The following is a 20,398-nucleotide window of genomic DNA, read 5'->3' as shown; positions in this document are numbered from 1 at the left end:
ACATCAAACAAGGGCCCCACATTTCGTGTGTCGTCTACTGTAATTTCCCCCTATTAGCGCTAGAATCCTCCGCCTTTACTGCCCCCGCCGTGGAGCAGCCTGACTTGTGATCAGAATCGAGAGATACCATGTTTAAACCGGAACTGCTTTCTCCGGCCGGTACGCTGAAAAATATGCGCTACGCCTTTGCCTATGGCGCGGACGCGATTTATGCCGGTCAACCCCGCTACAGCCTGCGCGTGCGCAATAACGAATTCAACCATCAGACGCTGGCACAAGCCATTAACGAAGCGCATGAACTGGGCAAGAAATTCTACGTCGTCGTTAACATCGCACCGCACAATGCCAAACTGAAAACCTTCCTGCGTGACCTGCAACCCGTGATCGAAATGGGGCCCGATGCGCTGATCATGTCCGATCCGGGCCTGATCATGCTGGTGCGGGAAAACTTCCCACAGATGGATATTCACCTTTCCGTTCAGGCCAACGCGGTCAACTGGGCGACGGTGAAATTCTGGCAGCAAATGGGGCTAACGCGTGTGATTCTGTCCCGCGAACTGTCGCTGGAAGAGATTGCAGAGATCCGTCAGAACGTCCCGGATATGGAACTGGAAATCTTCGTTCACGGCGCGCTGTGCATGGCGTATTCCGGCCGCTGCCTGCTGTCCGGCTACATCAACAAACGCGATCCGAATCAGGGCACCTGCACCAACGCCTGCCGCTGGGAATATAAGGTTCAGGAAGGCAAAGAGGACGAGGTCGGGAATATCGTCCATCAGCACGAACCTATCGCGGTGAAAAACGTTGAACCCGCACTGGGCATCGGAGAACCGACCGACAAAGTCTTTATGCTGGAAGAAAACCTGCGCCCCGGCGAGTACATGAGCGCCTTTGAAGACGAGCACGGCACCTACATCATGAACTCCCGCGATCTGCGTGCCATTCAGCACGTTGAACGCCTGACGCAAATGCAGGTTCATTCGCTGAAAATCGAAGGCCGCACCAAGTCATTCTATTATTGCGCTCGTACCGCACAGGTGTATCGTCGCGCCATCGACGATGCTGTCGCAGGGAAACCGTTCGATTCGACGCTGCTGGAAACGCTGGAAGGTCTCGCACACCGTGGCTATACCGAGGGCTTCCTGCGTCGCCACGTGCATGAAGATTACCAGAACTACGACTACGGCTACTCCGTTTCCGATCGTCAGCAGTTTGTCGGTGAATTCACCGGCATACGCCGCGATGGGCTGGCGGAAGTCAATGTGAAGAACAAATTTTCCTGCGGCGACAGCGTGGAGATGATGACGCCAAACGGCAATATTCAATTCACCATCAACACCATGCAGAATGCCAAAGGGCAACCGACCGATGTTGCGCCGGGTAATGGCCATATCGTCTATTTGCCCGTACCGGACGATGTCTCGCTGGATTACGCACTGCTGCTGCGCAATCTGCCAGGCACCACCACGCGTAATCCTAACGCGGAATAAATCGGTAATATCGCCGGATGTCTCAACCATCCGGCTATCCCGCTTGTAACCCCAAATGCCCCCTATCACTGCCGCTTCCCCGCTACGAATAAGCGCGTCCCCCCACAGGTATCTTTACAAAACTCAGGGTTTTTTAACGAATATTAGAAACAGATCACATCAATTCGCTGACCTTGTGGTTAATATTGCGTCGCTGAGAAACATAGAACGAAAAATAAGCGTAGTGATACTACTAGGAACCACCTCCTTGGCCAGCTCAATCTCCCTTGAGCTGGCTTTTCTTTTTCTTCCGCGTCCTCCTTTTCTCGCCGCAAACATTCATCGACTCTTCTGATTTCTACCTGCCGATTTAGTGACTATTATTAATTCCACTATCCTGCTTAGGAAAATAGGTCATGGAAAAAAATCCGGTGACGCTGCTGATTCTGAATGGAAAAAGTGCAGGTAATGAAGAACTTCGCGAAGCCATTGATGAGCTACGCAAGGAGGGCTATACGCTGCATGTCCGCGTGACTTGGGAATACGGTGATGCTAAACGCTATGTAGAAGAAGCGATCCAGCTCAAAGCGGATAATGTGATTGCCGCTGGTGGCGACGGCACCGTCAATGAAGTCGCCGCCGCCTTAGCGGTGCAGCCGGAAGCGGTGCGTCCGTGTCTGGGAATTGTGCCGCTGGGTACGGCCAACGATTTTGCCACCAGTTGTCAGATTCCGATGGAGATGCACAACGCGCTAACGCTGGCTATCAAAGGCCGCGCCAGCGCGATCGATATCGCCAAGGTGAACGACAGCCATTACTTCATCAACATGGCGACGGGCGGATTTGCCACGCGCATCACCACCGAAACACCAGCCAAGATGAAGGCCGCGCTCGGGAGCGCCTCATACATGCTGCACGCGCTCTTCCGCATGGACATGCTTCAAGCTGAACGCTGTGAGATACGCGGACCGGATTTTCACTGGTCGGGAGATACGCTGGTTATCGCGGTGGGAAATGGCCGCCAGGCTGGCGGCGGGCAGCAGCTTTGCCCAGAGGCGCTGGTCAACGACGGGCTACTGGAACTAAGCGTACTGTCGGCAACCGAGTTGCTGCCGAATATGTTGCAGGCCTGGTTTACCGGTAGCGAAAACCAGAACATGATTTCCGCTATCCTGCCCTGGCTGGAGATCACCGCCCCAGATGATATGACGTTTAATCTGGACGGCGAGCCGCTCACCGCCAAACGCTTCCATATCGAGGTGCTTCCCGCCGCGATTCACTGTCGGCTGCCGCCCCAATGCTCGCTGCTGGAATAGCGGCGCGTTTCAACTATTCCTGTTTCTACTACTCTCGCTTAAGGCGATTACTGTTTGCCAGGTACAGCGTCACCACCAGCAGCAGGATCGCTGCGGAATACACCAGCGTATCCGACGGGCTTTTGTGATCGACAATAATCAGGCGAATGATGGCCGTGATGCCGATGTAGATAAAATAGCGCAGCGGGAAGTGATAGCCGGACTGAAAATACTTCACGATCAGCGCAATGAACTCAAAATACAGGAAATAGATCACAATGCCTTCTATCAGTTGATAGGAGGAATCTTTCTCGTTGGAGATCAACAGCACTTTCGCCAGATTGAACGTTTCCTTGACTAAAAAAATCACCAGAATAATTGCCAGCACCAACAGGCCGATATTGAGTATCGTCTGAAGCGCCTTGGCAGCCATCGCACTGCGCGCAGAACCTGCCATATGTTATCCCCACATCCTATTTCACATTAACGCCAAGAATTCACAGCAAAGTAACCGGTTGCCCCCGCACTGTCTATGCCGAATACGCTTAATTTAGTTTGAAATTACTGGCAAATGTGTCACGTAAAGTACAAGTCAATTTACTTATACCCGCCATATTTCAGGTTGCATGTGCGTTTTACCACCAGCGATGGAAGTGATGAACAGGGCCGATGCCGTGCCCGACCTCCAGCGTGTCGGCCTGCTGTAATGCCTGCTGTAAATAGTCCTTCGCGACCTTGACCGTTTCGCCCCAGCTATTATGACGCGGTCGCAGTGCCGCCAGCGCGGCAGAGAGCGTGCAGCCCGTGCCGTGTGTATGGCGTGTATTCACACGCGGAGAGCTAAAGCGCTGTGGCTCAGCCTGTCGACTGAACAGCCAATCCGGACTTTCCGCTTCGCTGAGGTGGCCGCCTTTCATCAACACCGCCTGGCAGCCCATCGCCAGCAGCGCTTCCCCCTGCTCACGCATTTCCCGTTCGTTAGCGGCGGGTGACGTATTCAGCAGCGCGGCGGCTTCCGGCAAGTTGGGCGTAATCAGGGACACCAGCGGCAGCAGCTCACGGCGGATCGATTCCACCGCCTCGGGCGCAAGTAGCGGATCGCCACTTTTCGCCAGCATCACGGTGTCCAGCACCACAAAAGGAACCGCGTAACGACGCAGGCGTTCGGCAACGGTTTCAACAATATCGGTCTGCGCCAGCATCCCAATCTTGGCGCTGTCGATACGCACATCGCTCAGCACAGAATCCAACTGCGCTGCGACAAAATCCGGTTCAATCCGGTAGACGGACTGCACGCCGCGCGTATTTTGCGCCACCAGCGCGGTAATGACCGAGGTGCCGTAAGCGCCCAGCGCAGAAAAGGCTTTTAAATCCGCCTGAATCCCCGCACCGCCGCTCGGATCGGTGCCCGCAATTGTCAACGCATTGATACGCTTCATGCCAGATCCTCCGCGCGCATCGCCTCGGCACGCGTGCATTCCAGCGTTCCGACATTAATCAGCAGCGCATCGGCCACCACGCTGAACTGCGCGGCTTCTTCGGGATCGACCACCATTGCCGGCGACGCAGAACGGAATTGAGTGAGTGATGTTGCTGCCTGAGCGGCAGAAAAGTCGGTGGGTCGCGTGTTCATAAGTCTCCCAACCGGCGTGGAAGAAGGCGGCAACCGGTGGGGCATACCGTGACTTCCCTACGCTGGCATTATCCAGATCAGGTGGTACGGGTATTTCTCAGCCTTCACAAAGAAGGGCACCCCGAGTCATGTACTACGCTTTGCAGCATAAGTAAGTGGGTAACGCAAAGCAAGCGCTGCCCGCTCCCTTCCCCACCTGATACAAAATGAAAAACCACAGGCACATTGTGACATAGAGAAAAACGTCATAACCCTTTAGACTGGTTAATCAAACCCATACTGAGGAAATTGTGATGACGATGATAAAGAGTTATGCCGCACCGGAAGCAGGCGCAGCGCTGGAGTTGTATGAGTTTGATGCGGGTGAGCTGCAGGCGGAAGACGTCGAAGTCGTGGTTGATTACTGCGGCGTGTGCCATTCCGACCTGTCGATGATCGATAACGAATGGGGTATATCGAGCTATCCGCTGGTTGGCGGGCATGAAGTGATTGGCCGTGTACACGCGTTGGGTGACGCGGCGAAAAGCAAAGGATTAAAGGTGGGTCAGCGCGTCGGCATTGGTTGGACAGCACGCAGCTGTGGGCACTGCGATGCCTGTATCAGCGGTAGCCAAACCAACTGCCAACAAGGCAGCGTGCCGACAATTCTGAATAAAGGCGGTTTTGCCAATAAGATTCGCGCAAACTGGCAGTGGGCTATCCCGCTTCCTGACTCAATTGATATCGAATCGGCAGGTCCGTTGCTGTGCGGCGGCATCACCGTGTTCAAACCACTGTTAATGCACCATATCACCGCAACCAGCCGCGTCGGTGTGATCGGTATCGGCGGTCTGGGTCACATCGCGATTAAGCTCCTGCACGCGATGGGCTGTGAAGTCACGGCGTTCAGTTCTAACCCAGCCAAAGAGCAGGAAGTGCTGGCGATGGGTGCTGATAAGGTCGTCAACAGTCGCGATCCGCAGGCGCTGACCGCACTGGCAGGTCAGTTCGATCTCATCATCAACACCGTGAGCGTCGATCTGGAATGGCAACCCTACTTCAATGCGCTCGCCTATAACGGGAAGTTCCATACCGTCGGCGCGGTGATGAAGCCATTCAGCGTTCCAGCCTTCACGCTTATCGCGGGGGACCGCAGCGTTTCCGGTTCTTCTACCGGTTCACCGCATGAGCTGCGTTCTCTGATGAAGCTCGCTGCGCGTGCCAACGTGAAGCCGCAGACGGAACTGTTCCCGATGTCGAAAATCAATGATGCCATCCAGCACGTACGTGACGGCAAGGCCCGCTACCGCGTGGTACTGAGAGCCGATTTTTAATCGGTAAAGACGCCTGAGTAATCAGGCGTCTGCTGTTGCAGCATCTGCCCGCCTTACGTCAGTCATTCTCTAGAGTACCCCATCAGTTAGCATAATACTGAATCTGTTCTATCTGTTTCATGATAGGATTAAAAAGTGATACAAGAGGAGGTGAGCGATGCCTTTTAAACAATATGATCATGATTTTATTGATAAAAATAAGAAGTCGTCTTATTCCATAAGGCTCGCCCTGTTATTGTCAGCACTGATCGTTATATTTAATGTCCTGTTCTTAAAGCATCGAGATTTTCAGGAGCAGTTGCACAACAATCCTGGATTTTATACCGATGCGATCGCACTGATTTTTCTTTTTTTTATCTTATCCTGTACCAGTAAAATATCACTTAACCATACTTCGGCTTTATCCATTCGCCTCGCGCTACACGCATGGATATGCTCCGCCACGTTTGATTTTATGGATGAGTTTTTTTATCAGACTAAATTTATTGGATATTACGTTGAGGATTTACTGAGAATCATTGGTATGTTTGGCGTCGGGTTTGGCGTGTATAACCTGATCTATAAAATCAACGATAAGTACATCGAAGCCAAAATACAGTCATTCAGCGATGAGCTCACTCAGCTCCCTAATCGTCGGTTTTTTATTAATGAATTAAAAAAGCTCGAAACGAAATCGCCCTATTTATTTATTATCGATATCGATAATTTTAAAGTCATCAATGATAAATATGGACACATAAAAGGCGACGAAGTATTAAGTAAATTCGGCCATATCCTTTCCCGTTTCGATAACAGCGAAGTGGTGGCGACCCGAATCGGGGGCGAAGAGTTCGCGATTATTCTGTATTCTGGAACACAGGATCGGGCAGAGGCGCTGGCAAGAGAAGTATTAAAAAATGCGAGCAAAATCATTATTAAAAACAGGCATCATCTTTCCGTCAGTATTGGTGCTGGCCAAAAACAGCCTCAGGAACCCACGGAACACTTTATGAAACGCGTGGATGTGGCGCTGTATCAAGCCAAAAGCACAGGTAAAGGCAAAGTTGAATGGGCTCTGGCACAGAAAGAAAAAGCGCTGTAGCCCGTCCCCTCTTATCCCAGCAACACGGCCGCATGGACGCGCCGCCCGCTGAAAGACATCAACGCCATTTTTCGCTGAAATGAAAGACGAGAAAATCACAGGCCGTACGGTGATCGATCTGCCACTGTAAGCCGCGATTGATTAATATAAAACGAGATAGCACGGCGCTACCCCGTCTGTTTTCTTTATAGTTTAGCTAAGCGTTTGGGTGTTACCGGGGCACACGAGCTGCTTACTTTTAATATGGTAAACCTCAACGTCAGGACGCGTGAAAAAGGCAATTTCCCACGGGTTTTTAGTGACGAATTCATGGCGTACTTTTTCATACAGCGGATTGTCACGCGCAATAATAAATGCTTCCCCTTCAATAATGGTGTAGTTCCATTCAATGGCTCGCTCGAAGGTATAATGGCTGCGTTCATCCATCGCAAAAAAGCAGTGCGGATTACGTTTGAGCAGTTGAGATTTAAAGGTTTCAGGGAACGTAATCAGGAAGATATCGTTATCCACGGACGACAGGAACGCCAGCACCGTAGTATGCGGCTGTTCGGCGGCCATCGTAATTAATACGCCGACCTTATTGGAGAAATCCTGCTTTTCCGTCGGTGGAAAATCGACCATCGGCGTCAGTGGCACTGGCATCGACGGGCGGTCATCTTGTGGGAACTGATAGCCCGGTTCGCGAATATCCAGCACAGGCGTGAAACCGTGCAGAAGCTGACACTCTCTCGGTTCCAGCACGATCCAATCGCCATCGCTAGCGATCACACGTCCTTTGTAAGAGGCGCGATAAACCTGAATATTGGCATCAAATTCATCAACCCCGGAGCGGTTATCAAGGTGAATCGTTGCCAGATCGCCAACGGTAAACTCATGACCGTGTGGGAAAAAAACGCGCAGACTGTTATCCGCATTGGGGTAGACGCCACAAATATGGATGACCACGCCATCCTGCTTATAACCCGCCAGTACACCGAGAGTTTGCTTTCCTAGATAGCTCACGAGACTCATACATCACGCCTTATTCAGATTGGGCTTCAGAGAGGACGCCGACCCTGATTCATTTGGGCCGTTCCAGCAGCGGTCAGGACGCTGAGAAATCATTCACGCTAACCGCATCACTTCCTACTTATCAACGGAGAAAGCGCTGAAAACTTTAAGCTGAATACTTGTTTATTTAAAGAAATAAGTATGAGTAACAGCGCTAACCATCGTTCTCACCGCATTATTTCACCGCCAGCATGGTGATTCCCACACCGACAAGCACCAGACAAAACGCACCGCGCAGGTAAGCAACCGGCATCTTGTGCGCCAGAGCGACACCCCAAGACACGCTGAAGATCCCGCCCAGCGCCAGCGGCAGGCCGATACTCCAGTCAACGTTCCCGGCCTGCGAGTAGGAAAGCAGCGCCGCCAGTGCGCCAGGCACCACGAGAATCAGCGCCATGCCCTGCGCCTGCGTTTGCGCAAAGGCAAACAGCGTGACCAGCACCGGCACGACGACCAACCCACCACCGACGGTAAAAATGCCCGACATAAACCCGCTCGCCACGCCGAGCAGCGGCAGGTATTTTGCCGACAACACAATTTCGGAGGCATGATTACGCTGCTTGTTGTACCACTGAAACATGTAGTACGCCGCCAGCACCAACAGGAAGATGGCAAAGGCATTCTGGAGATGATGAACATCAATCGACGAGGCAATATGTGCGGCAAAATAGGCAGATATCGACGCAAACACGCACAGGGTCAGCGCAATCCGCGTATCGATGCGGTTACGCTGGCGGTAACGCAAAAAACCAATCAGCACATTGGGCGTGATCATCACCAGTGCGGTTCCCTGTGCCAGATGTTGATCCATCCCGAAGAGTACGCCCAGAATAGGAATCGCGATCAGCCCACCGCCAATCCCCAACATGCCTCCGCAAACTCCCAGCCCGATACCCAAAAGTAAACACAACAACATATCGCTGAACATCATTAAACTGAACATAAAAAATGCATGACCTATATATCACAAGACTATCTGGAGAACCGCGTTTCAGGCCGGTAGACCGACAATGGCTTTAGGGTAAATATTCCGCGATCTCGATCAAATTCAGATCGGGATCGCGCAGATAAATAGAACGAATTTGCTGCGTGGCACCAGTACGCCTCACCGGTCCTTCGCTAATTGGCCAGCGGCAGCGCGCCAGATGGTCCATAACCTGCTCCAGCGGCACCGACGCAATAAAGCACAGGTCGAGCGATCCCGGAACGGGCAGATGTGCTTTCGGTTCATATTCGGCGCCGCGCAGGTGCACATTGATTTTTTGATGACCAAAATGAAAAGCAACGCGCCCATTCGCAAACGTTTCTTCCCGCATTTGCAACACATCAACATAAAAATGTCGGGTCGCCGCAAAATCAACGCAGGTCAATACAAGGTGATCGACATGATCGATAAGTGACATTGGTAAGTCCTATCCTGAACGATATTTCTCACATCCTAGGAGTAACGCGGTCTTTTGATAATCCCTGAATACTCAATAACCCTTTCCTGTCAGGAAAACCATCCGCTGTGCTAAATTACAGCCTGACATAAGACATGTGCCAACATGCTGCGCGGAATCAAACTGCCAGCTCTTGTGCTGTTTTCCGGCTCTGCTGAGGACTCTCGCTAACTCATGATTAATCCTGCGCATTTTGACCTTCAGTCGCTACGCATCTTTTTGCAGGTCGCCAAAACCGGCAGCCTGACCAAAGCCGCAGAAAAGTTCCACATCACGCTTTCAGCCTTGAGTAAGCGTATCGCCGAACTGGAGCGTACCGTAGACTGCGCGTTATTTATCAGAATGCCGCGCGGCCTGACGCTAACCCCAGCAGGCAAGGAATTGGTGAATCTTGCAAGCAATGTGTTGAGCAACGTAGAACGCATGGCGAGTGAGATGAACGACTACGCCGTTGGCGTACGCGGCCACGTACACATGTGGGCGAACACTTCGGCAATTATTCAGTTTCTTCCACAGGATCTGGCATCATTCCTTCTGGCCCGACCGCTCATTCGTATTAACCTGGAGGAAAAGCTCAGTAAGACCGTAGTAACGGCGCTGGCGATGGGAGAAGCTGATATTGGCATCTTCGCGGACAATGTCGGCTCACAGGGAGTAGAGAAGATTCCTTATCGTCAGGACAAGCTTGTCGTACTCGTTCCCCCCCTGCATCCGCTTTCCGCACGGCTAGAAGTCAGCTTTGACGAGACATTAGGCTACGACTACGTTGGCCTCAATAAAGGCAGTTCGTTGCTGAAACAGCTGAAAGACGCTTCGGATGAACTGGGGAGAGTGCTGCGCCTGCGGGTGCAAGTCAGCAGCTTTGACGGCATTTGTCGCATGATCGAAGCAGGACTGGGGATCAGCGTCTTGCCAGAGGGCGCGATTCGCCCAGGCGTGCTCGGCACCGGATTACGCGCCATCAATCTCACCGACGAGTGGGCTTCACGCCAGCTCTGGCTGGGCGTGAAATCCGGCGCGACGTTGCAACCTGAAGTCGCCAATCTGCTGACACACCTGCGACAATGCGGCGCGTGAAGGTGAAGCGCTACCCTCAACCCTCTTCACTGCCCGTTTTTTCATAGCCGAGGCGGCCAACAAAGGGTAAACGCAGCGCGGGCGGGTTCATATCCACGCCCATGTTCAGCCCCAGAATATTGGCCTCAATTCCCTCTTCAATGCCCACCGTGATACCCAACACGCCCAGCAGTGAGATCTGCAGGCCGCTTCCCGATGGCGACAGTCCAACTGGTCTCGTGATCGGGCGGTAATCTTTGCCAATGGCATTGGCTGGCATATCCAGCTTGAGCGCAGGCACTTCGCGGCCAATATGTGCCAGGAACGTATTGCTGTTCGGCCCCGGCCAGGCGTGGTAGGTATTCGGCCACGGATAGCTTTTTATCGCGGCCTCAATCTGCGGGATCATGGCTTCCGCCTTATCACCACGGTGCTCCACCAGCAGCTTCGGTTTCGCGCCATACCAATACGCATCGGCCACCGAACGGTTAAGACGGACGACGTTATCGCTCCCCCAGCTCACGACTTCATAGCGGCGATATTGAGTTTCCCCTGCTTTCTTGAAAATGATCCACGGGTGTACCGCCACCAGCCCGCGCCAGCCGTAAGTTGGCGCAGCATAAACCTGCACGACGGCAGTCTGGCGAAATTGCACAGGGTTCGGCGCCAAACCGGAAGAATCACGTTTGGCAGACCACCAGTTTTGCCCATTAAACGTTTCGCCATTACGCGTCGACTGCGCCCAGCTCTGCCAAAAAGACAGCAACAGTACACAAATAAACCCAATCCCCAAGAATTTGAGGTACGTCATAGATCAGATAGCTCACTGAAAAGAGGGAACGGAATCGATACGCCTGCAGGCGCGCGCCTACAGTGAAAATCGCTCAAAAAATCATGCGGCCAGTTTACTGCCAGTTGGCGGTAAGGTTAAAGCACTGGGTGAAATATTGACCTATTTTTACGTTGTGTGGGTACGATGACAACCGTCTCAAGGCATTTTCCTGCAACGTTCGTTGCAGCGTGGGCTTGATTGAAACTCAACATAAAATAAACGAAACATCAAAAAACACATTCCCATTGAATAATAATAAATAAACTAATCAGCATGCATCGTTATATTTATTTTATAGCCACTGCCTCACATAAATAAATCACTGACTATAATCAGCGATAATATTAGTAAGTTACCCCTCTGAGAATAAATGTCGAGAAATTAAATGATAAAAAATAATAAGCACCTTAAGTCTACGGTATGCGCACTGTCATTAGCAGCATTAACGCTAGGCTCAGCGGTTTCACTCGCCTGTACGCGGTTCGTTTATAAGGATCCACATAACCTTGATTACCCCATTACCGCCCGTTCGATGGACTGGGCATTTGATACCGAAACCAATCTCTGGATTTTTCCACGAGGATTAGAACGCTCTGGCGCTGCCGGGCAGTATCCATCATTAGAGTGGACATCAAAATACGGTAGTGTCATTGCCTCTGCTTTCGACAGTAATGCAAATATGGCCTCCACAACCGATGGCGTGAATGAAAAAGGGTTGGCGGCCAACGTACTCTGGCTGGCGGAATCTGAATACCCTAAAGCCGCGCCAACGGCAAAAAAACCGGGCTTGAGCATCGCTGCGTGGGCACAATATGTACTGGATAATTTTGCTACCGTCGATGAAGCCGTAAAGGCGCTGCAAGAGGAAAAATTTACACTGGTAACCAAACAGGTAGAGGGGCAAGAGAGAATGGCGACGCTTCATCTTTCCTTGTCCGATTCATCCGGTGACAGCGCAATTATTGAATATATCGATGGCAAGCAGGTCATTCACCATAATAAGGACTATCAGGTGATGACCAACTCTCCGACTTTCGATCAGCAATTGACGCTGAATGCTTATTGGGATCAGATAGGTGGCAATGTGATGCTGCCGGGAACGAACCGTGCCGCCGATCGCTTTGTTCGTGCCTCATTCTATGTGAAAAATGTTGATCCAAATAAACCAAGTCCAGATGGCAAAGAGAGAACAAAACTAGAGAAAGATAAAGCGGACTTAGCCGCCGCATTCAGTATTATACGTAATGCATCTGTTCCCTATGGCTATTCCTTGCCAGATATGCCGAATATCGCCTCAACGCGCTGGCGCACCGTTGTAGACCATAAGTCGCTACAATACTTTTTTGAGTCTGCCGTATCACCTAATATCTTTTGGGTTGATTTGAAAAAAATCGACTTTTCACCGCGTGGAAATAACGCCAGCAAGTTAGATTTAGGGCCAAACCAAAGCACCATTTATTCTGGTCAGGCTTCTGAGCACTTTAAACCCGCTACGCCGTTTAAATTCGCTGGGCTATAAATCGGGAAGTTATTTTTCGATACGCTGTTTATTTCACGATAATGTAAAAGCACCATGTTCGTATGGCGCTTTTGCGTTATCCCCCAAACGCTCACAGATTGAACACGCCAATAAACTATTTAGTAAACCGCTTTAAAATACCCCATTCATTAAATAAAGGATAATTATCAAGAAATTAACCAACGGGGTAATAAAATCCATGAAAAACTTCAATATCGAAATTAACGTGTGTGACAGTACAGGAAAATCAACCTGCACCGTTCATCCACCAATCAACGTTGATCACCACACGTGTTGCAATACAAACAGCCAGTGCGAACCGAATCCAAACCTCTCTGGCGTTTCCTCCGTATTTGGACGTACGGGTGTCGTAACAGCACAACCAGGCGATTACACAGCAGATCAGATCACAGAGACGGCAACAAGAAAGTTTGTCACACCTGATGAAAAGTCCGTCTGGAATGCAAAGCAATCTGCATTAATTTCTGGCACGAATATTCGGACGCTTTTTGGACAATCTTTGCTCGGTAGCGGAGATTTTTCACCGACTCCCGCTCAAATGGGTGCAGCGGCTGCAGTACATACCCATACAACATCAGATATCACGGACTATACACAGAAAACCAAACAGCTGATTGCTGACTCACTTGAAGCTGGAAGTGGCGTAACGTTAAGCCACAATGCCTCTAATGGCAAAACGGTAATCAGCGCGACGGCCAGCAGCGGTTCAGGTAATGGAGGGTATACCGTTGTTAATAAAGCGGGCGCAGTAGCAGGTGAAAATCATTTGTTCAACATTAGCTCTCAGACATCCTACGCGTATGACGCATATGCACTGAAAGAAGAAAAAGGCACAAGCAATCAAACCTATCTGGTAGATGACTTCGATAGCGCCAGCAAACTTAACTATAACAGTACGAGCGCAGTAAAATTTAACGGCTCTGTGACCCCCTTTACTGGTGATACGTACGAGTTACAACAAGATGGAGGTTTCCACAGCGCTGAAATACAAGCTGATGGGGAATTTCTTTCGATCGTCCCAGAGACCAGCACGTCTATTATTCCGGCCATGACATCGGACACAGCGCCTACTGGTTATGTCGCAAGCGCCTCCAATTTTGCGGTCTCTACCGCAGCCTTTCACCCTTATGTCGCTTTCGATGGAAAAGACAATATCGGAGAATGGCCAGACTGCTGGAGTACCGACAATCAGTGGCTCCCGTCTGTAGCGAACCCGCACTGGTTGCGGATCGACCTTCCAGAAGGAAAATCAGTTCTCAGCTATCAGATGGTTAACCGCTCAAGAAATGAATTAGGCAACCCTAAATCCTGGAAATTTCAGGGAAGCAATGACAACGGCGGAACATGGGATACCCTACACGAGGTTACAGACAGCGCAGACAATAATCCCGGAAGTAAAAGAAGCTATAAGCTTGGCACAACCGTCACCTATAAAAGCTATCGGTTGCTGATTACGGCCAAAAATGGAAGCCAGCCATTTACTACGCTGGCAGAGCTAAATTTATTTTCCCCGATTGGTCGGTTTGTGATTCACTCAAACAGTAAATATTACGGGGTAACCAACGGTGTATTATCAGAAATCCCAGGTGAATTAACCAAAGAAAAAATTGATCAGTATGGTGTTTTCAACCTGGATAAATTCCCGACGTCAGGGACAGCGCTGACCGCGCCGGTCAAAATCGTTTCAAATGAAAAACTGAAGGTAAAAACGACATATATTCCTTTCTCACAAATCGTGTTACCCAAAGAACTGATGTCTGCCAGCGCATGGGAGAAAATTAATTCTGCAACATTAACGGCGGTACAAACTCATGCAGGCAAAGTTCGCGTCGCAGTCTCACGCGATCTGAGCGATTGGTTCACATGGGATGGTGCAACATGGCTATCTATTGGCTCGCTCTCTGCCGATACGACGGGTGCAACTGCATTAACTCAGAGTGGCATGACGCCAGCCGCTTTAAATGCAGTAACAGCGGCACAATGGGGACAACTTTTTGCTTCAACAAATAATGTACCGGACCGTATCGCCTTTGCCTTTGCATTGGATGTCACCGATCCAGCAGTCGATGTTTCTTCCATCGATAAACTGACATTAAATGTCGATAATGCTTCATCCTGGAAATTGCAAACGCCAGCGGAAGTAGAAATTCGTTGGAATAGTAATAGCGTCACATTCCGAACAGTGACTACCGGGAATTACAAACTCGCTTATCAACACCCGTAATTATTAAATTAAATTCTTAAGCCGCTATTTCAGCGGCTTTTTTATTGAATTTACATTCGAATAATTCCCATTAGACCCGTGATCATTGAAGGTGCTTGATTTTACCGCGCAGAGAGATCATTCTCTCCAACATGAAAATATTCATTACCGACGAACAGAAAGCTGAACTTGAACACCTTCATGACACCAGTCGTGATAAGCGTGTTTGTTATCGCATTAAAGCTGTCCTTCTTGCCTCCGAAGGCTGGACCTCAGCCATGATTGCGCAAGCTCTGCGCCTGCACGAAACGACGGTCAACCAGCATATCAACGATTACGTCAATACCCGCAAACTCAAACCTGAAAACGGCGGGTCTGCAAGTCGGCTTAATGGTGAACAAACAGCAGACTTAATCAGCCACTTATCTCAGCATTTATTCCATCATACCCACGAAATAGTGGCGTATGTCGAACTGCGCTGGGCTATCCGGTTCAGTATTCCCGGTATGAATAAGTGGCTGCATCGCCATGGTTTTACCTACAAAAAACCGGCGGGCATACCGCATAAATGTAGTGAAGAAAGACAGAAGCAGTTCATTGAATCTTATGAAGATTTAAAGAAAACGGCGGGTGATGAGCCGATTCTGTTTATCGATGCCGTTCATCCGACGCAGGCGACAAAGCTCAGTTATGGATGGATACGGAAAGGGTATAAAAAGTCAGTCAAAACAACTGGAAGCCGAACCCGACTGAATATTTTGGGTGCGCTGAATCTGAACGATATTGGCAGCACGATCATTCATGATTACAAAACGATTAATGACTATAACATTGCTCGTTTTTTCATTGAGATATGCAAACGTTACCCTGATTACCGACAAAAAATTCATGTCATTCTGGACGGAGCGGGTTATCACCGCACGCAGTTGATTAAAGACTGGGCCTTCATAGTGAATATGGAACTTCACTATTTACCGCCTTACAGTCCGAATTTGAACGCGATAGAGCGCCTGTGGAAAGTGATGAACGAGCATGCGCGGAATAATCGTTATTTTGAAAACACTAACGATTTTCGGGATGCGATATTCAATTTTTTCGCAACGACGCTGCCAGAAATAGCGGACTCACTGGCGTCCAGAATTCACGATCATTTTCAGGTGCTCAAACCTGCGTCTTGAAGTTTATTGGGTATATCAGTGCATTCACCAACGTGGCTACAGCATGTACGAATGCTCATAGCAATGATATCTACATGATTCTGCCGTCCGGCAGAATCATGTAAAGAAAGCGCCAGTAAACTATGGCACTTTCTTGTTTATGTCTCCTACTCCCTGCCCTCACTTCAATCTGAGCTCAGCTAGTCATCGTTCATTTACCATGCTAAATTATACCCATATAGATATAAACGCATGGATCGCGCTAATGAAATCACTCTACTGGGTTGGCAGTAGCAAAAAGGATCTCCAGTCGCTACCTGCTGATGTGCAGGATGTGTTCGGTTACGCACTTCATGTGGCTCAGACTGGTGGTAAGCACATTCAAGCCAAGCCGCTTAAAGGTTTTGGTGGTGCAGGCGTATTAGAAGTCGTTGAGGATTATATCGGCGATACTTATCGCGCAGTCTACACCGTCAAATTTGGAGAGTCAGTATACGTTCTACATGCTTTTCAGAAAAAATCGTCATCTGGCATTGCAACACCGAAACCCGATATGAACACCATTCGTGAACGCCTTAAAGCCGCAGAAAACCATGCAAAAGGAGCATAACATGAGCCAAGATATTGAAGTCAGCAGTGGTAATGTGTACGCCGACCTTGGCAACGTGCATGCTGAAGATATGTTGGTCAAAGCGCAGCTTGCCACCCTGATTAGCTCAATCATCAAAAGCCGCCGTCTCACACAGGCAGAAGCAGCGAAGCTATTGGGCATGCCCCAACCCAAACTATCCAACTTATTACGTGGTCAGTTCAGGGGAATCAGTGAAACCAAAATGCTGGAATGCCTCACGAAGCTGGGACGCGATATACAGATCGTGGTAGGGAAACCGCGCCGCACGCCGGGTAGCGTTAAAGTCGTGTTTGCGTAGCTTCATCACACAATAGGTTTGCTGCTTACATGAAAAGCGCCATCGACGAATGGCGCTTTCACCTTTATCTCCCCTACTCCCTACCCTCACTTCACGCCTGAATAACGCGACGGCCAAATCTCTTCCGGCCTTTTCCCCATCGCTTCGGCAATCAGCCGTTCGCCTTTCGGCCAATGTCTGGTGAGCGCATTCGCCAGCGTGGATGACGCCAGCCCCGCCGCTCTGGAAACTGCCGCCAGCGTCGTCCCTTTCTTCCGCAATCCCGCGATGATATCCGCCGGATGCCAGTCAGTGTGATTCATTCCATTTCCCTCCTTCCCTCCACCTATCAAAAACCCTTTTTGATTTCCATGTGGGTAGGATCGCCTTTAGTGATGAGTAAGACCACGGACGATGAGTCACATCTTTAAGGCGCTAGCTTATGACTATCTAAAGCGCTATCGCGTTTTAGGGGAAGCGTGGGGTGAAGTTCCCGCAGGCAGATCTGCATATAGTAAGGAAGTAAAGCAGTATGAGTCACTTCACACAACATGGGTATAATTGCGCTTACCTAGCTGTTCGATATTGGTAGATACAACGTCAACGCTTCGCTAGCTGTTTGTCGGAAACCGTATTCCTCATAAAACGCAGCAGCGCGTGCATCTTTCGCATCAACAATCAGCACTCGCACACCCATCGTATTACGCACAGATAACGCCATATTCACAGCATGTCCAAGCAAAAGTTGTCCGTAACCTTTCTTCTGCTCAGCAGTCGATACCGCCAAACGCCCCATACGCATAGCAGGCACCGGATATCCAGGCAATCGCTTACGGTCATTTTCACTGAGCTCATGCAAATATAAGTGTGCTGCGGACAATGAGCAGTAGCCCAGAATACAGGTAGGCTGCGACTCATCAAGCAGGATATGAGTCGTAGCGATTCCATCACGCTGATGTTGCGAGGCTCGCTTTTGTAGATAGTCATCAAGAGCCAAAACACCACAAGAAAAACTTGAACGGTCATGGCGGCGACCGTCCAGCAATGAAAATATCAGAGCCATAGGTTAGCGTTTCATCAAATTGGCGGCCTCTTCCATCGCTTTATGCAAACGATCATTAGGCAAAAACGGCTGATTCAACGCTGCCAAAAAGCGGCGAGATTCTTGCTCAGAAAGTGTAACAGCGGTATCTGCAGCAATGGCGGTATCCGCTTCACGCAACACCGCATCACGCACAAATGCAGAAACAGCTATACCACGTAATGCGGCAGCCTTAGTGATGCGTTCTTTATCGTGAGCATTCAACCGAAGATCTAAACGAGCAGTACTAGTCATAGTGACCTCCTTTTGTACGTAACTTTACCGTACAGAAAAAGATTGCGCCACCGTTTGTGGTTGGATAATTTGTCACCACTTAAATCTGTCTAATCCCGAAACACCAATCCAATGGATTTAGGACTTATAAGGAGACCATCTTGTGGCATCGCAGCATTCCTGACAGCATTACGCCGTGTCGTTGAAGCACGCGGAGGAGTGGTGAAATAGCCAAAAAATCGGGACTGTCTCGCCAACAGCTATACAGAACGCTGTCTGAAAATGGTAATCCAACGCTGACGACACTTACAGAGATCACCAGAGCCGCAGGCGTTAGGCTTATACCCCATACTCACAATAATTAAAAATATCAGTAGCTCAATCACGTAGTCAGACGTAAAAAAACCCGCAGTTACGCGGGTTTAATAGGCTTTTTGCTCTGAGCTATCCTATCACTCAGCAAGCGCCCAGTTCGGTTTTAAGGCAAGCAAAATTCGCCTCAAGGTGCTCAACTAGTGACCTCTGACATCCTTCGGCAACCCATACGTCGATCGAAAGCCGCATTGCCCCGACACCAATCATGGCTGCAAGGCGCAAGCCGAATCTGCTGGCAATATCTGGCCACAGCTCGCACAGAGCATCGTAGGCTGCTTGCTCCATTCGCAGGAATTTAGCCTGATTGCCCAATTGGAGCTGTTCAGTCGACTGCACAATTCTGCCAATCAGTACCGCGACATCCGGACGCATATTTACCGTCTGACTAACCAGCGCCGCTTGAATGGTCGCGATTGGCGATGCAGCCACACCCTGCTGCAGTATCTCCGCATGTAGCTCACCAGGCAGCGCATTTTGCCAAGCCAAGATGATTTCTTCCTTAGAGCAGAAGTAGTTAAAGAAGGTTCTTCGGGCGATGCCCGATGCTTCGGCAATCGCATCGAGCGTCGTGGCTTCATAGCCGTTCTCTGCGAACAACTTCAGGCCTACGTCAGTGATGCGTTGGTACATCTCGCGGCGCTTCTTTTCGCGCACGCCGTCTTTGCGTTTCAACTCGTGTTCCATGGTAGGGCTCTCGCACATCTGGGGCTTGAATGCTTGCACTGAGTGCAATATAATTTATTGCACTTGGTGCACAAATATATCACCAACACTTCCTTTTTCCCAACGTTGGAAATCGCATATGAAAGCCATACGCATTCACAGTTTCACAGAAGCACCTCGCAGAGAAGACATCCCCATGCCTGATATCGGTCAAAACGACGTGCTCGTGCGTGTGGAGGCAACAGCCGTCAATCCTCTTGATATACTCGTGGCCTCGGGGGTCGCCCGCCAGTTCTTCGATATCACTATGCCCATCACGCTCGGTACAGATTTCGCTGGGACGATTGAGCGCGTGGGAGCTGATGTTACACAGTGGAACATCGGCGACAGAGTGATTGCCTGGGTTGATGCCGGATCAGGAGGCGGACTTGCAGATTTTGCGGTTGCCCCCGCCAACGCATGCGTACAGTTGCCCGAAAGCCTTTCAGCCGCGCAGGGCAGCGCGATTCCGACTGCCGGAATCACCGCATGGCACGCCCTATTCTCCTGTGGCAAGCTGAAAGCTCGTGAGACGGTACTGATTCATGCAGCCGCAGGCGGCGTTGGCAGCTTTGCTGTCCAGTTCGCCCACATGGCTGGGGCGCACGTCATTGCGACCGCGTCTGGCAGTGGCCTTACTCTTGCTCTAGGTCTGGGAGCCGACGAGGTCATTGATTATCGATCGCAGGACTTCACTAGCCTAGCAACAAATGTCGATATGGTTCTCGACCTCGTAGGCGGCGAGACCCAAAGCCGATCCTACAAAGTCCTCCGCACGGGAGGCCGTCTTGTTTCCACTGTCATGCCGCCCAACGAGGAAGAAGCACGGGCACATGGGGTAACAGCCAGTATCTTCTACGCCAAGCCCTTCGCCGATCGCCTAGACGATCTCGTCACAACGATCGCTAACCGAAACCTGAAAGTGATCATTGACCGTGCCATTCCCTTCGATCGCTTTGACGAAGCCTGGGATCACCAGATCTACGGTCACGCACGGGGCAAGATCGTCGTTCTTTCACAATAAAAT

The 20,398-nt window shown here is 50.3% G+C and carries 21 protein-coding genes, 2 pseudogenes and 1 riboswitch; of the genes and pseudogenes, 12 read left to right on the top strand and 11 right to left on the bottom strand.

Annotated features, from left to right (window positions below):
• Nucleotides 1-128: 128 nt before the first annotated feature.
• Together trhP and yegS are read left to right on the top strand one after the other, a co-directional pair.
• On the top strand, nucleotides 129-1,490 hold the full coding sequence (trhP, locus tag IG609_RS05820; protein ID WP_193398722.1) for a prephenate-dependent tRNA uridine(34) hydroxylase TrhP: 1,362 nt from the start codon (nucleotides 129-131) through the stop codon (nucleotides 1,488-1,490).
• Nucleotides 1,491-1,885: 395 nt separating this feature from the next.
• The gene (gene yegS / locus IG609_RS05815; RefSeq protein ID WP_193398723.1) at nucleotides 1,886-2,785 is read left to right on the top strand and encodes a lipid kinase YegS; all 900 of its coding nucleotides are present in this window, start codon (nucleotides 1,886-1,888) and stop codon (nucleotides 2,783-2,785) included.
• A gap of 28 nt (nucleotides 2,786-2,813) precedes the next feature.
• Here yegS and psiE read toward each other — a convergent pair whose 3' ends face one another.
• The 3 genes and pseudogenes from psiE to IG609_RS05800 form a co-directional block, all read right to left on the bottom strand.
• Entirely contained in the window at nucleotides 2,814-3,221 is a 408-nt protein-coding gene (gene psiE, locus IG609_RS05810) for a phosphate-starvation-inducible protein PsiE (RefSeq protein WP_116156461.1), read from the bottom strand.
• A 178-nt stretch (nucleotides 3,222-3,399) separates the two neighbouring features.
• A complete protein-coding gene (thiD, locus tag IG609_RS05805; protein WP_193398724.1) occupies nucleotides 3,400-4,203 on the bottom strand; it encodes a bifunctional hydroxymethylpyrimidine kinase/phosphomethylpyrimidine kinase in 804 nt (267 codons plus the stop codon).
• A gap of 11 nt (nucleotides 4,204-4,214) precedes the next feature.
• Nucleotides 4,215-4,397: pseudogene (locus tag IG609_RS05800) on the bottom strand (hydroxyethylthiazole kinase); the annotation flags it as partial.
• Nucleotides 4,398-4,434: 37 nt separating this feature from the next.
• A riboswitch (TPP riboswitch) is annotated at nucleotides 4,435-4,531 on the bottom strand.
• 159 nt (nucleotides 4,532-4,690) lie between these two features.
• Here IG609_RS05800 and ahr point away from each other — a divergent pair.
• Both ahr and IG609_RS05790 read left to right on the top strand, forming a co-directional pair.
• Nucleotides 4,691-5,710, top strand: a complete 1,020-nt coding sequence (gene ahr, locus IG609_RS05795; RefSeq protein ID WP_193398725.1) for an NADPH-dependent aldehyde reductase Ahr — start codon at nucleotides 4,691-4,693, stop codon at nucleotides 5,708-5,710.
• A gap of 157 nt (nucleotides 5,711-5,867) precedes the next feature.
• On the top strand, nucleotides 5,868-6,791 hold the full coding sequence (locus IG609_RS05790; protein ID WP_193398726.1) for a GGDEF domain-containing protein: 924 nt from the start codon (nucleotides 5,868-5,870) through the stop codon (nucleotides 6,789-6,791).
• Between the two features lie 192 nt (nucleotides 6,792-6,983).
• Here the strand turns inward: IG609_RS05790 and IG609_RS05785 are convergent, their stop codons facing one another.
• The 3 genes from IG609_RS05785 to IG609_RS05775 form a co-directional block, all read right to left on the bottom strand.
• Nucleotides 6,984-7,802 carry a hypothetical protein gene (locus IG609_RS05785; protein ID WP_193398727.1) on the bottom strand — a complete coding sequence of 273 codons (819 nt, stop codon included), beginning with the start codon at nucleotides 7,800-7,802 and terminating at the stop codon, nucleotides 6,984-6,986.
• 214 nt (nucleotides 7,803-8,016) lie between these two features.
• Nucleotides 8,017-8,784 (bottom strand): sulfite exporter TauE/SafE family protein, encoded by a 768-nt coding sequence (locus IG609_RS05780; RefSeq protein ID WP_167469182.1) that lies wholly within the window; start codon nucleotides 8,782-8,784, stop codon nucleotides 8,017-8,019.
• Between the two features lie 73 nt (nucleotides 8,785-8,857).
• A complete protein-coding gene (locus IG609_RS05775; RefSeq protein ID WP_193398728.1) occupies nucleotides 8,858-9,244 on the bottom strand; it encodes a VOC family protein in 387 nt (128 codons plus the stop codon).
• A 213-nt stretch (nucleotides 9,245-9,457) separates the two neighbouring features.
• On the opposite strand from IG609_RS05775, the gene IG609_RS05770 reads away from it, so the two are divergent.
• Nucleotides 9,458-10,360: a LysR family transcriptional regulator gene (locus tag IG609_RS05770; protein WP_193398729.1), complete on the top strand. Its 903-nt coding sequence runs from the start codon at nucleotides 9,458-9,460 to the stop codon at nucleotides 10,358-10,360.
• Nucleotides 10,361-10,376: 16 nt separating this feature from the next.
• Here the strand turns inward: IG609_RS05770 and IG609_RS05765 are convergent, their stop codons facing one another.
• On the bottom strand, nucleotides 10,377-11,150 hold the full coding sequence (locus tag IG609_RS05765) for a DUF3750 domain-containing protein (RefSeq protein WP_193398730.1): 774 nt from the start codon (nucleotides 11,148-11,150) through the stop codon (nucleotides 10,377-10,379).
• A gap of 406 nt (nucleotides 11,151-11,556) precedes the next feature.
• On the opposite strand from IG609_RS05765, the gene IG609_RS05760 reads away from it, so the two are divergent.
• The 5 genes from IG609_RS05760 to IG609_RS05740 all read left to right on the top strand — a co-directional run bounded on the left by IG609_RS05760 (nucleotide 11,557) and on the right by IG609_RS05740 (nucleotide 17,000).
• Entirely contained in the window at nucleotides 11,557-12,690 is a 1,134-nt protein-coding gene (locus tag IG609_RS05760; protein WP_193398731.1) for a linear amide C-N hydrolase, read from the top strand.
• 199 nt (nucleotides 12,691-12,889) lie between these two features.
• The gene (locus IG609_RS05755) at nucleotides 12,890-14,935 is read left to right on the top strand and encodes a discoidin domain-containing protein (protein WP_226374099.1); all 2,046 of its coding nucleotides are present in this window, start codon (nucleotides 12,890-12,892) and stop codon (nucleotides 14,933-14,935) included.
• A 131-nt stretch (nucleotides 14,936-15,066) separates the two neighbouring features.
• Nucleotides 15,067-16,092, top strand: a complete 1,026-nt coding sequence (locus IG609_RS05750; RefSeq protein WP_193398778.1) for an IS630 family transposase — start codon at nucleotides 15,067-15,069, stop codon at nucleotides 16,090-16,092.
• A gap of 244 nt (nucleotides 16,093-16,336) precedes the next feature.
• Nucleotides 16,337-16,681 carry a type II toxin-antitoxin system RelE/ParE family toxin gene (locus tag IG609_RS05745; RefSeq protein ID WP_193398732.1) on the top strand — a complete coding sequence of 115 codons (345 nt, stop codon included), beginning with the start codon at nucleotides 16,337-16,339 and terminating at the stop codon, nucleotides 16,679-16,681.
• Nucleotide 16,682: 1 nt separating this feature from the next.
• On the top strand, nucleotides 16,683-17,000 hold the full coding sequence (locus tag IG609_RS05740) for a helix-turn-helix domain-containing protein (RefSeq protein ID WP_014916192.1): 318 nt from the start codon (nucleotides 16,683-16,685) through the stop codon (nucleotides 16,998-17,000).
• 86 nt (nucleotides 17,001-17,086) lie between these two features.
• Here the strand turns inward: IG609_RS05740 and IG609_RS05735 are convergent, their stop codons facing one another.
• From IG609_RS05735 to IG609_RS05725, 3 genes are all read right to left on the bottom strand, one after another.
• A complete protein-coding gene (locus IG609_RS05735; RefSeq protein WP_010279992.1) occupies nucleotides 17,087-17,302 on the bottom strand; it encodes a helix-turn-helix domain-containing protein in 216 nt (71 codons plus the stop codon).
• 248 nt (nucleotides 17,303-17,550) lie between these two features.
• On the bottom strand, nucleotides 17,551-18,042 hold the full coding sequence (locus IG609_RS05730; RefSeq protein WP_039498513.1) for a GNAT family N-acetyltransferase: 492 nt from the start codon (nucleotides 18,040-18,042) through the stop codon (nucleotides 17,551-17,553).
• Nucleotides 18,043-18,045: 3 nt separating this feature from the next.
• Nucleotides 18,046-18,315, bottom strand: a complete 270-nt coding sequence (locus IG609_RS05725) for a type II toxin-antitoxin system TacA family antitoxin (RefSeq protein WP_193398733.1) — start codon at nucleotides 18,313-18,315, stop codon at nucleotides 18,046-18,048.
• 144 nt (nucleotides 18,316-18,459) lie between these two features.
• Here IG609_RS05725 and IG609_RS05720 point away from each other — a divergent pair.
• A pseudogene (locus tag IG609_RS05720) lies at nucleotides 18,460-18,659 on the top strand (helix-turn-helix domain-containing transcriptional regulator); the annotation flags it as partial.
• 91 nt (nucleotides 18,660-18,750) lie between these two features.
• Here IG609_RS05720 and IG609_RS05715 read toward each other — a convergent pair.
• Entirely contained in the window at nucleotides 18,751-19,353 is a 603-nt protein-coding gene (locus IG609_RS05715) for a TetR/AcrR family transcriptional regulator (RefSeq protein WP_193398779.1), read from the bottom strand.
• Between the two features lie 118 nt (nucleotides 19,354-19,471).
• On the opposite strand from IG609_RS05715, the gene IG609_RS05710 reads away from it, so the two are divergent.
• On the top strand, nucleotides 19,472-20,395 hold the full coding sequence (locus tag IG609_RS05710) for an NADP-dependent oxidoreductase (RefSeq protein WP_193398734.1): 924 nt from the start codon (nucleotides 19,472-19,474) through the stop codon (nucleotides 20,393-20,395).
• Nucleotides 20,396-20,398: the final 3 nt, after the last annotated feature.

The sequence above is a fragment of the Pectobacterium quasiaquaticum genome, from assembly GCF_014946775.2.
Taxonomy (GTDB): domain Bacteria; phylum Pseudomonadota; class Gammaproteobacteria; order Enterobacterales; family Enterobacteriaceae; genus Pectobacterium; species Pectobacterium aquaticum.
Note: the sequence above shows the minus strand (reverse complement) of the source record. Positions and strands in the feature narration are given on the sequence as shown.